14 protein-coding genes are annotated in these 12,036 nt (G+C 27.9%); 13 read left to right on the top strand and 1 reads right to left on the bottom strand.

Features of this window, described 5'->3' with window-relative positions; translation table 11 throughout:
• Window positions 1–115 precede the first annotated feature (115 nt).
• A complete protein-coding gene (locus NSA58_RS08695) occupies window positions 116–880 on the top strand; it encodes an alpha/beta hydrolase (protein ID WP_074429251.1) in 765 nt (254 codons plus the stop codon).
• A gap of 219 nt (window positions 881–1,099) precedes the next feature.
• On the opposite strand, the gene NSA58_RS08700 is transcribed toward NSA58_RS08695, so the two are convergent.
• On the bottom strand, window positions 1,100–1,825 hold the full coding sequence (locus tag NSA58_RS08700; RefSeq protein ID WP_074429250.1) for a hypothetical protein: 726 nt from the start codon (window positions 1,823–1,825) through the stop codon (window positions 1,100–1,102).
• A 389-nt stretch (window positions 1,826–2,214) separates the two neighbouring features.
• Between NSA58_RS08700 and NSA58_RS08705 the strand changes: the two genes are divergently transcribed.
• From NSA58_RS08705 to NSA58_RS08755, 12 genes are all read left to right on the top strand, one after another.
• Window positions 2,215–4,977 carry a calcium-translocating P-type ATPase, PMCA-type gene (locus NSA58_RS08705; RefSeq protein ID WP_074429249.1) on the top strand — a complete coding sequence of 921 codons (2,763 nt, stop codon included), beginning with the start codon at window positions 2,215–2,217 and terminating at the stop codon, window positions 4,975–4,977.
• Between the two features lie 260 nt (window positions 4,978–5,237).
• Entirely contained in the window at window positions 5,238–6,170 is a 933-nt protein-coding gene (locus tag NSA58_RS08710) for a M14 family zinc carboxypeptidase (protein WP_074429248.1), read from the top strand.
• A gap of 234 nt (window positions 6,171–6,404) precedes the next feature.
• Window positions 6,405–6,695 (top strand): hypothetical protein, encoded by a 291-nt coding sequence (locus tag NSA58_RS20705; protein ID WP_330652552.1) that lies wholly within the window; start codon window positions 6,405–6,407, stop codon window positions 6,693–6,695.
• A gap of 317 nt (window positions 6,696–7,012) precedes the next feature.
• The gene (locus NSA58_RS08720; RefSeq protein ID WP_257560393.1) at window positions 7,013–7,138 is read left to right on the top strand and encodes a hypothetical protein; all 126 of its coding nucleotides are present in this window, start codon (window positions 7,013–7,015) and stop codon (window positions 7,136–7,138) included.
• 44 nt (window positions 7,139–7,182) lie between these two features.
• Window positions 7,183–7,308: a hypothetical protein gene (locus NSA58_RS21100; protein WP_456300426.1), complete on the top strand. Its 126-nt coding sequence runs from the start codon at window positions 7,183–7,185 to the stop codon at window positions 7,306–7,308.
• 32 nt (window positions 7,309–7,340) lie between these two features.
• Window positions 7,341–7,874, top strand: a complete 534-nt coding sequence (locus tag NSA58_RS08725) for a DUF3916 domain-containing protein (RefSeq protein ID WP_074079094.1) — start codon at window positions 7,341–7,343, stop codon at window positions 7,872–7,874.
• Between the two features lie 29 nt (window positions 7,875–7,903).
• Window positions 7,904–8,656: a hypothetical protein gene (locus tag NSA58_RS08730; protein WP_074079097.1), complete on the top strand. Its 753-nt coding sequence runs from the start codon at window positions 7,904–7,906 to the stop codon at window positions 8,654–8,656.
• A 157-nt stretch (window positions 8,657–8,813) separates the two neighbouring features.
• A complete protein-coding gene (locus NSA58_RS08735; RefSeq protein ID WP_074079100.1) occupies window positions 8,814–9,137 on the top strand; it encodes a hypothetical protein in 324 nt (107 codons plus the stop codon).
• 234 nt (window positions 9,138–9,371) lie between these two features.
• Window positions 9,372–9,803 (top strand): DUF6678 family protein, encoded by a 432-nt coding sequence (locus NSA58_RS08740; protein WP_074079103.1) that lies wholly within the window; start codon window positions 9,372–9,374, stop codon window positions 9,801–9,803.
• 68 nt (window positions 9,804–9,871) lie between these two features.
• Window positions 9,872–10,276 carry a DUF2251 domain-containing protein gene (locus NSA58_RS08745; protein ID WP_074079105.1) on the top strand — a complete coding sequence of 135 codons (405 nt, stop codon included), beginning with the start codon at window positions 9,872–9,874 and terminating at the stop codon, window positions 10,274–10,276.
• 157 nt (window positions 10,277–10,433) lie between these two features.
• Window positions 10,434–11,231, top strand: a complete 798-nt coding sequence (locus NSA58_RS08750) for an RHS repeat domain-containing protein (RefSeq protein ID WP_074429247.1) — start codon at window positions 10,434–10,436, stop codon at window positions 11,229–11,231.
• A gap of 7 nt (window positions 11,232–11,238) precedes the next feature.
• Window positions 11,239–11,451 carry an RHS repeat-associated core domain-containing protein gene (locus tag NSA58_RS08755; protein ID WP_074429246.1) on the top strand — a complete coding sequence of 71 codons (213 nt, stop codon included), beginning with the start codon at window positions 11,239–11,241 and terminating at the stop codon, window positions 11,449–11,451.
• Window positions 11,452–12,036 lie beyond the last annotated feature (585 nt).

Genomic DNA, 12,036 nt, shown 5'->3' on the forward strand with positions numbered 1-12,036 from the left:
AAAATAAAAAATAGTAAAACATAATACTTATAAAGAAGATGATATTGTATTTACATATGATTTAGATAAAATAGGATATAAAACAATTGATAAATGATTAGATGGGAGAGTATTAATGACATTAAAAAAAGAAATTCATAAACCATTTGTATATGAAAATAAAGATTCAAAGACTATAGTTATATTCATTCATGGAATACTAGAAGGTCCAAATCAGTTTAAAGAATTTGCAGAGATTTTACATAAAGAAGGCTTTTCTTACTCGGCAATTTTACTACATGGACATGGAAAAAGTGGAAAATATTTTGCAAAAAGTAGTAGAGAAAAATGGATGAATAGTGTTGATAAAGAGATTTTAAAACATAAAGATAATTATGAAAATATAATATTAGTAGGTCATTCCATGGGCGCATTATTATCTTTATTGTTTGCTTTGAAATATAAAAATAAAGTAAAAGGTATAGTACTAATATCAACACCACTTAAAGTTTTTGTAAGATTTAATATGATTATAAGTAGTATAAAGGTAGCTTTTGGAAGGGTGAGAGAACAAGATACACTAGCTAAGTATGCTAAGAAGGCTTTCAGTGTGGAAAGAGGTTCAATATTTACTTATATTAGTTGGATTCCCAGGTATGTAGATTTGTTTACCTTAATAAGTTTAACTAAAAAAGAACTGAAAAATATAGAAGTACCAACACTTATTGTTCAATGTAAAATAGATGAGCTTGTTAGTTATAAAACTTTAAAAGTTTTTAAGAGAAAACTACAAAATGATTATGAAGTTATTAACTTAGAAAAGTCAGGTCATTTTTACTATGATGATGAAGAATTAAGATATTTATTAAATGAGTTTGAGATATTTATAAATAAAGTATAAATAAGAATAGACTACCTTTTTATGATTTAAGGTAGTCTATGTTAGAAGTACACCAAGAGTGGAAGATGGAAATAAATTAAAAAATTCGCTTCTATTCATAAAACCGTTAATCAAAGGAGATGCCTGAAACAGTAGAAAAAGACCGTATATAAATTGATACGGTCTTTTTGCTATAGTTTTATATATTTTAAATATTAAAAATAATTTGTCAGAAAGAAGTTAGTTCGCAATAGATATAGAAGCTGTCTTCTTTGACTTAGCAGATGATTTCTTAGCAAAATGTTTTGCAATACGCATTACTGCATAAGTTATAAATACTACACTATAAACTAATACATTTATTATGTAAGTAGTGTCTCCTGAAAGAGCAACTGGAACCATTATTAGCATTACATGAACATATATAAGTGCATAGAATAAGTAAGCAAATCTTTGTAAATTCTTCCACATTTTAGGTTTCATTAATTTTCTAACTGGGCGGAAAGAAGTAACAAGTAGTGGAACCATAATTGCGATAAGAACTATACTAACTCCAGCTGCCGCCTTCATATTAGTAGACATAAGCTCTGGTGCATTGAAAAGATTTACAAAGTGGGTTTTACCAAAGCTTATATTATGAGCCAAAGTAAGAATACCAGCTATAATTGATAATTCAGCCCTAATTGGCATTAAAAACTTAATTAATTTACTTCCATTTTTGAAAGCACCTGTATACATAACAATAACAAAAATTGCAGTAGAAAAAGTACTTTTTATTAAAATAGGAAGGATTGTAGTTGTAAACCAAGCAGGCATTGTCCAAATGACACCTGTATAAGATCCTACTACTAAAGCAACTGATAATACTGTAGTTAAAATATAACATATATTAGCATGTTTTTTGATAAAATTACGACCAATAGCTACTAGTAAGATTGCAGCTATTAATGATATTAAAAAATTCATAATTACCTCCAATTAAATATGATTAAATAAATTTTGAGCAAGTTCGTTGCCTGAAGCAGAGCAAAGACATCTCGTTGGCCATATGAAGTGTTTCTACGACACGTCGCTCAGGCGAAGCGAATTTTTTCTTCTTTTAATTTAATCAGAGTATAATACAAATTTAATTCTCAATCAATACTTATTATCAATTAACAATAAAAATCAATAAAATTTGCAATATAATAATAAATATTTTCAAACAATAGTACCATTGATTCACAATATAATAATAAATCCAAATAATAGAAGAATAGTTTGAGCATATTTATAGAGTTAATTTCATATATATTATACAAGTTTTAATGAGATGTATTATATAAGTTTCAAGGAGATTAACGAGGGGGATAAAGATGAGATATTATAATAAATCAATTGCAGATACTTTAAGATACCTAGAGGTTAATAGAGAATTTGGTTTAGATACTAAAGATATTGAATTAAGAAGAGCAAAGTATGGTTATAATGAGTTTACTATTAAAGAAGGTAAATCAATTTTAGATGAAATATTTGATAGTATTATGGAGCCTATGATATTAATATTGTTGGCAGCAGCAGTAATTAGTGCTTTTGCAGGAGAGGCTCACGATGCCTTTGGAATTTTGGGGGCAATATTTTTGGGACTATCCATAGGAGCTATTACAGAAAGTAAATCTAAAAAAGCAGCTCAAGCATTATCAAAATTAACTGAAAATATAGAAGTAAAAGTATTGAGAAATGGAAAAATTCAAGTGGTACCTAAAAAGGATTTAGTACCAGGGGATATTGTTTTTATAGAAAGTGGAGATTTGATACCAGCTGACGGAAGACTTATAGAAAGCATCAACTTAAAATTAAGAGAGGACATGCTTACAGGAGAGTCTAACGATGTATTAAAAGATGCCAATGCTAGTATAAAAATGGATATATTATATGGAAAAACAGAAATAATAGAGCAAGATACCATACCTGCCAATCAAAAAAACATGGTATTTGGAGGAACACTAGTAGCGTATGGAAGAGGTAAAATGGTTGTAACTAATATTGGAGATTCTACAGAAATGGGTAAAATAGCTCAAAACATAGGCGACCCAGATGTATCTACACCTCTACAAATTAAATTGGGGAAATTAGGAGCTAAAATAGCCATATTGTCTGGAATAGTTGCATTTTTACTATGTTTATTTATGATAATTAAAATGACTACATATGGTGTTATAGTTGTTGATACGTCAGGATTTATACCATTTATTCAATCTTTGGCACCAGCTAAAAATGCATATATGGTATGTATAGCCTTAATAGTTGCAACAGTTCCTGAGGGACTTCCAACTATGGTTAATATAACTTTGGCCATAACTATGCAAAAGATGGCTAAGATTAATGCATTAGTTACTAAAAAAGAAGCTTGTGAAACAATAGGATGTGTATCAGTAATTTGTTCAGATAAAACAGGAACATTAACACAAAATAAAATGAAAGTAGAAGTAGCTTATGTAGATGGAAAGTATATAAGAGATTGTAACTACGAGAGTCATAGTTTCTTTGAAGAAAACTGCTTATCCAACTCAACAGCTGATATAGAAAAAGAGGACAAGTCTTATAAATATATAGGAAGTGCCACTGAATGTGCATTACTTTTATTTCATAATAATAAAGATTATGTTGATTTTAGAAGAAATACTAAATTAGTATCACAAATACCATTTAATTCTGAGAAAAAAAGAATGTCATCTTTAATTGAGGTGAATCAAAGAAATGTATTATTAAGTAAGGGTGCGCCAGAAATATTACTTGAAAGATGCGCCTACTATCAAGATGGAAAAGAAGTAAAACAAATAACTCAAAATAAGAAAAAAGAAATCCTTCATGAAATAAGTAAACTTCAAGTTAAATCAATGAGAACCTTAGGGTTTGCATATAAAGTAATAGATGGAGCCATGGACGAAGTGGCAATGACAGTAGACACAGCTTTTGATTATAGTGGAAATATAGAAAGAGTTGAAAATAGCAAAGACTTAATATTTAGTGGATTTGTTGGCATAGTAGATCCTCTAAGAAAAGGAGTAAAAGAGTCCATAGAAACTGCTTATGAGGCTGGAGTCAAAGTTAAAATGCTAACAGGTGACAATATAAACACAGCAAAAGCAATAGGAACTGAGCTGGGTTTATTAAATGATAACAAAAAAGCTGTAGAAGCTACATATATAGATATATTAAGTGATGAAGAACTTAGAGAAGAAATAAATGATATATCCATAGTAGCTCGTTCAAAACCAGAAACAAAAATGAGAATAGTACAAGCATTGCAAGCAAATTCTGAAGTCGTTGCTGTAACTGGAGATGGAATTAATGATGCACCAGCACTAAGTAAGGCTGATGTGGGTATATCCATGGGAATATCAGGTACGGAAGTATCTAAGAATGCTTCAGATATTATTTTGACAGATGACAGTTTTAGTACCATAGTTGATGGCATAAAATGGGGAAGAGGTATATATGAAAACTTCCAAAGATTTATACAATTTCAGTTAACTATAAATATTGTGGCGTTTATGATTGCAGTAATATCTCAGATTATGGGAAAAGAAATGCCTTTTACAACTATTCAACTACTATGGGTTAATATAATAATGGATGGGCCTCCAGCTTTAGCTCTTGGTTTAGAACCTGTTAGAGATTATGTGTTAAAAAGAAAACCTATTAGAAGAAAAGCAGGTATAATTGCAAGAAGTATGGCAGTGAATATTACTATAAATGCATTTCTTATAATTAGCATAGTACATTTACAAGAGTTTTATAACATACTTCAGGCAACACCTCAGGAACAAAGCACAGTAATATTCTCATTATTCGCATTTAGTGCTTTATTTAATGCATTTAATTGTAGGGAGTTTGGTCTTAATAGTACCATACCAAATTTTTTTAAAAATAAATTGGCGCTAGAAATAATATTTGTTACAGGTGCAGTACAAATACTATTTACACAAATATTTAGAGCATTTTTTAACTCTGTAGCTTTAGATATAAGTATGTGGATTAAGATATTACTTTTATCATCTATGGTGCTTGTTTTAAATGAGGTAGTAAAATTCGTACTTAGAAATTTAAAAAAATTAATAAAAGGAAGAAATTAAAAAAATTTGCTTAGTTCATTTCGCCAAAATTGAGAAGCATATCGTCAACGATATATCCTCGTTACCACTTCGGATAAATCCGTTACTCAAACGAGATGCCGACCTTACCACTTTAAGCCACTGTGTGGGCGCTATGAAATTTCAGGCAATGACCTTGCTCAAAATATTCATCTAACTTATTTTGTGAAAAAGGGAGTTTATTTAAATGTCATAGAATATATATTATATATGCACAAAAAATGTAATGATGGAGTGATAAAATGATAAATAGATGCGTTAACAGTTATATAAACTTGTACCAATCAAGACATTTTTCAAAAAATATCAACAAAGCTATTTATAATTTATGCAAGCATAATAAAGAATTATTAAGTTTAGATAAAATAGGGAAATCAGTACAAGGGACACCCATACTATCCATAACTATGGGAGAAGGAAGGACAAAAATATTAATTCAAGGAACACATCATGCTAGAGAAGCAATTACAGCCATATTGATACTAGACCAAGTTAACTACCTTTTAAAATTATATAAAATGGACAAAAGCATAAATTATATGAGCATTAATAAGCTTTTGAAATATGTAACTTTTGTATTTGTACCATTAGTTAATCCAGATGGTGCAGATTTAGTATTAAATGGAGGAAAATTTATATCTCCAAAGTATAAATATGAACCATATTTAAAAGAAGAATTGTTTCCACGTTGGAAAGCAAATATAAGAGGAGTAGATCTAAATAGAAATTATCCAACTAAGTATCCAGATGATGATAGTGTAACAAGCCCACAATATCAACTTTATAAAGGACCTTATTATTTTTCAGAAACAGAGACTTATGCACTAAAATGTTTGACAGAAAAATATTTGTTTGATGGAACAATTTCTTATCATTCTTCAGGGGAGGTAATTTTCTATCAGTATAATCAATTGGATATGCAAAGGGATTTGGAAATAGCTAGTGAAATATCTAAGGAAACAGGATATGAGTTAGAAGAAGAAAACCCACCTGTTACAGGTAGTGGATATAAAGATTGGTTTATTGAAAATTATGAAAAACCAGCATTGACTATAGAAATATCTTCCTATGTAGGGGAGCAGAAAGTTCCTGTGGAGAATTATAGAGAGATATTTGAAAGAAATAAAAATGTACCTATAGTATTTGCCCAAGAGGTTTTTTATAGAGTGATATGAATGTTAGCAATTGTGAGTGTATGGTTTTATTTATAAAAAGATTAAATTAGATAATAATATAGCAACTCTTAAGCTGGTTATTTACAATGACTAGCTTTTATTTTACCCAAAATCCATTTATAATCAAGTTATAAACTATATTAGGGAGTTTTAAAGTGAAAATAATAAAAGACAATAAAAAATGTTTTTAGATTTGCTATTATTAGCAGAGAAACAAGAAAATATGATGATATTATGTATGTAGGAACGGGGGATAGTTCTTTAATAGCGTTATTTTATGAAAAATGTGGGCTTGTAGAATCTCATATAATTAAAGATTTCTTTATAGACAATTATGATGATCCAATTTATGAATGTGGAAAACAATTAACTGGTATGGTATATTTAAAAAAGAATTTTAAGTATCCCAATTACCTAAAGGGAAATAAAATTTTTTATGAAGAATCTTATGATTTGTTTGTGGAGTATTATCAGATTACAAAAAAGTTTTATAAATTAGGTAATACTATTTATGAATTAAAATGATTTTAGGTAAATAGGATTATTATTGAAGAATACCTAAAGCATATTGAAGATGAAAAGCCAATCACATCACGACAATGTATAAAAGATACGGTTATTATAGCAAGAAATAAACCAGAATTAATTGAAACAATTCTTTAAGCATTAGAGAAGTTTGACAAAATATATGAAGATAGTATGCAGAGTTTAATATATAATGATAGGAAAAAAGCAGTGGGACAAATAAGGCAATATACATGGTAAATTCCATACAGTTTAATTACTATAGAATGATAAAATTAAATTAGTAGATTAGAGAATTTAGCACAAGGAGAAAATAAATGAAGCATAGGTTAAGTACAGAAGATTTTACTATTGAAATAGGTGTTTATATAAATGAAGAAGAGTTTAACTATCCTATAAATTCAACTTTAGATATATATGTAGAAAGTGATAAATCTATATAGAGTTTTCAGCTAAGGGTAATGGGCATATTCTAGTAAAAGGATGTTTGAATAATCACTCTAGAAATGGTTTTGAGCAAGAGTTAAGCTTTGAAAATGAGTTTGATCAAACTTATTTAAAAATGTTTGCAAATGAGCTTTATCAGATTTATAGGAAATACACGCAGGAATAAAAATTTATACAGCAGTTAAGGGAGGCATTTGGATGTATTATATTTATCCAGACAAATCATATAAGAAAAAGATAAGAGGTAAAACTAGAAAATTTAAAGAAATGGAATGTAGATTGATAGAATTAACTTCTAAATTTCCAGATATTGATTTAGAACATGAATGTTGGCATTTACACATGCCCATATCTCAACGATTTATAGATTCTTACAAAACACCTATATCTTTACGTAGGAAATATATTCAATTAATTATAGATCGAGTTGACTTTTTAATTAATAATAAGGGAGTATATGACATGGAAGTAAGGGTAGTCGCATGTATAAACCTACCTAGTTTATGGGATTCACAGATTATTGTATTTTGGAATGATGATTATTTTAAAAGTTTTTTTTATAGAAATACAGAATATCAAAAATGGATATCACTTTCTAAAGAAAGAGATATTTGTAGAGAGTGGAATATAAATTTACCAAGAAATATGACAGTAAAAGCTTATAAAGAAGAAATTTATGATGATGATTTAAGTTATGAAGGTGAGCTGTGGTTCATTGGAGAGCTTGATTAAATGTAAAAAAGGGCTTGTTAGGAGATAAGATGTTTGTTAGAGCATATGATAAATTAGAAAAAAGATATTATAAATCTATGGTGTATGGTTTGATTAATAGTGGTTATTATGAACAGGCAATTTTATTTAATCCATATATAAGTAAATTTGAGCTTGTTGAATATTTTGACAAGGATACGCAAGAATTAAATACAATATATGAGTGTATTAATTCAAATACTAGTGAATGGGTTACATATGAGAAAACTTTCTTGCTAAAATTAAAAAAATATTGTAAAGATAATAATTTTAGTTATGAGATTAAGCTTTTTAGAGGCTATAAAGATGTATTTGATAACTTTGAATTTATACTTAAAATACTTCAAAATAAGAAAGTGTCCTTAGAAGAAACAAATATAAAAGTTAAAGTTAATGAAGATATAGATAAATGGAATTATATTAGAAATCAAGATGATGCAAATACTTTTATGAGAATGTTTGCTGGGTTTCATGATTCAACATTGGATAAATTGATATATGAAGAGGATTATGGAAAAACACAATTAAAAGTGCAATTTGATAATTCTACTTGGTATGGAGTTGTTGAATTATGTTTTGAAGGGCTTATTACATTAAATTTGAAAGGATTAGGAGAAAATTGTACAAGGGAGATATATGGCGCAACTTTAATAATTAATGATGAAAGTGTATTTTGGGCAGATGATGAATTAGAAAATGAAGATTATAATTATATTGGAACATATATAAAAGCACTGAATCTAAAATGGCGTAAAATAAATTAGAAACAAAAGATATATTTAAAAATGGATCATGTTTATATGGTTGATAAAAATTTTAATTGGATTTACATATTCACAAATTAACTTGTAGTCTATGTTTTTGTAAGTTGTAAGTTAAATAGATAATTGTAATATATTGTGATTTTGAGAGGAATTAAAAATGTTTATTAGATTATTCATAAAAACTATTAATAAAGACGAAGCAACTGAGGTTGTTAGCAAACTACTATCATATATCAATGAAGATAATATAAAGTATAAAGATATAAGTATAGAGCCTTATTGGAAATATGAGGATATTACACTGTCAGAGATAAAATTAGAACTATATAGACCATTTAATAATAATGATAGAGATGATTTTTTAGACAGTATATCGAATAAATGGGTTTATTTTGGTAAAGAAGAGGTACTGTCATCTGAGGATATGGATAATTGTAAATTGAATTATAATTTAGAAATGGTTAATATCTTTTTTAGTTAGTATATATAAAGAATAGATATAGGAAAGATATCTAGAGTGTTAATTAACAAAACAAAATGTCTAAGGTTGTATCAAAAATGATACACCCTTGGACAGTAGTTGGGTGATACAGAGAAATATGACTTTGAAAAAAGATTAAGAAAAGAAATACCAATGGAAGAAATAATAGGATTTCAATTTGATATGGCAAGTCAACTTGAATAGTAAAGGATAGATTATATAATAGTAAAGGAGATGAAATATCTGAATAAGAAGGAAAAATTTAATAAATATCTTGAAAGTACTCGTTTAGTTTCAATAATGAATAATACTAAATGGAATGAGTTTAGAGATGCAATGATTTATGATATGCCATTTGAACCACCATATATTTTGAAGACTGTTTTTGAAGAAGAAGATTCTCCTGACTATAGTGACTTTAATAATGATGTAGATTATATGGGAAGTTATGATGAAGAGTCGTTTGTATACTTAGATTATTATTTGATTGAATGGATAAAAGTAAGGCCAAGATATTATGAAGAAACAGGTGGTAGGTTAGTTTCAAAGAAAGTGTTACATGATGCTGAAAAAGAATTTGTTGATATTTTAGATAAATATCATATCCCATATGAACATAATAATGGGCAATATGTAATTAGAGGTTATATAAGAGCAAAAGTATAATAAATATAAGGTATATTAGTTATATTGACATATAAAATTGAATGTAACTATATTTTAAAGGAGAAAGTATGAGTAGTAATTTGAATGAAGAAGAAAGCTTTGTTATAGAATGTGAATCTCCAGATAATAAATGGATTACAGTTTTTGAAGATGACGGAGAAACCAGCTATATGTATTTATGCAGTTTGAATGATGATGGCGAATTTGATGAAATTGTTGATCATTTATGGATTTATAATCAGATAAATCCTCCTATTGAAGATTGTAAGGAAGTATTTATTATATGGTCGGATGATTCAAATAAAACGGCATTAATTGTAGATGGAGAGTGTTGGGGAATGTTTGACTTGTACAATAAACGAAAACTAAATGCTAGGAGAGAGAAAAATACAATTGTTTCCATAGAAATAGAAGTGTGGGAAAAAGGTATTAAAGATAATGAAGGTGAACTTTTAAAAGTAGGAGATGAATGATTATCAAATTTAATTTACTAATGTTATAAATTGTAAAATAAAGTATAATTTATTGTTAGTTTTTAATTAATAATGGTGAGATAGTGTATATACATATGATGTAAACGATAGAGTAACTGATATTAACTATCCTGACTCAAATGATGAAGTAAAAGGATTGAAGTTTATATACAATGAATATGGATGGTTAACAAAGATCCAGGCTAAGATTAAGAAGAATTTCTTAATAAACACTATAAATTATAGAGAGTATTATTATCACACAGACGGAAAAGTAAAAAATATTAAGGAATATAGAAACTTTGAATCACAAGATGATTATATACTAAAAACATATGAGTATGATGTATTTGATAGAGTAACATCAATGAAATACATTGATAGTAGCAATTTAGATAAAGTGATGGAATCCTACTCATATACTTATGATGCTTTAGGAAGACTTGTAAAGACTGATGTAACTAATCATTCTACAGATAAAAATAGTAGTATAACTTATGGATATGATAAAGTTGGTAATAGAACGTCAATGACAAAAGATGGAGTAACTACTAGCTATAAATATAATGAATTAAATCAGCTTACATCATCTGTAGAAAATAAAGATGGAAAAGAAACATCAAATAAGACTTATACTTATGATGCTAACGGAAATCAAACTAAGGAAAAAGACAGTGTAACAAATATAACAGTAGAAAATACTTATGATGTTGATAATAGGCTATCTACCTCTATTACAGTTAATGGAACAAAGGAAGTTGTAAATCAAGAAAATTTATATAACGGAAATGGTAAGCGTATACAGAAAAAAGAAGGAAACAATGTAGTAAACTACTTCTACCAAGATGGAGTAGTTTTATATACATCAGATAAAGATGGAAATAAGACAAGCCAAAACTTCTTAGGTATTGACGGAAAAGTTATAGGTACTACAAGATATAGTAATGAAGGATGACTTTGGAGTGACAACAACTATAGGAGATAGTAGTTTCTTCAATGAGGTTTGCTATACAGGTGGTATTTATGATGTAAGTACAGGTCTATATTATTTAAACGCTAGATATTATGATCCTAATAATGGAAGGTTTATTACTCAGGATACTTATAGAGGAGATAGCAGTAATCCGAATACATTACATCTGTATACATATTGTGTTAATAATCCTATGAGATAGGTATACCATCTTTTTCAGCGGGTATACAAATAGTGGTTTATCCAGGTGAAAATATATCGACATTATCAGGAGGGGCATTTAATGCAGGAGCAGATATAACTGGTAAAATATGAAAATTTAATGGATCGGTAGGTGGAGGATGTACAATTTCTTTAGACGGAAGTAAAGCAAAATCAGCATATGTTACAGGAGTATTAGGAAAATCTGTTTCACCAAGTAATATTAAATTTTTCGATGTATCATTTAAAGTTTATGCTACTTATTCAAAAACAACATTGTATAGGTTACCAAAAACTTTAAAACAATATTTTAAATGGGATAAGGGTACATATAAAAGTTATCGTATTAAAAATAAAAAAATCAGTGTAAAAAAGGAAGCAAACTATGTAAAAATTACATCTTTAAATGTCGAATCTAAGGTATATAGTTATAAAAAAATCAGTGTAAAAAAGTGTAATATTGATAATAGCTCTATTAAGAACTATATGTTAATTAATATATATGAATCTTAATGAAGCTTATAATGAATTAATTATATTATGATAAAAAGTGCTAAAATTTAAGGAGATTTTGTATGTATAAAAT

This window comes from Terrisporobacter muris, assembly GCF_024621905.1.
Lineage (GTDB): Bacteria > Bacillota > Clostridia > Peptostreptococcales > Peptostreptococcaceae > Terrisporobacter > Terrisporobacter muris.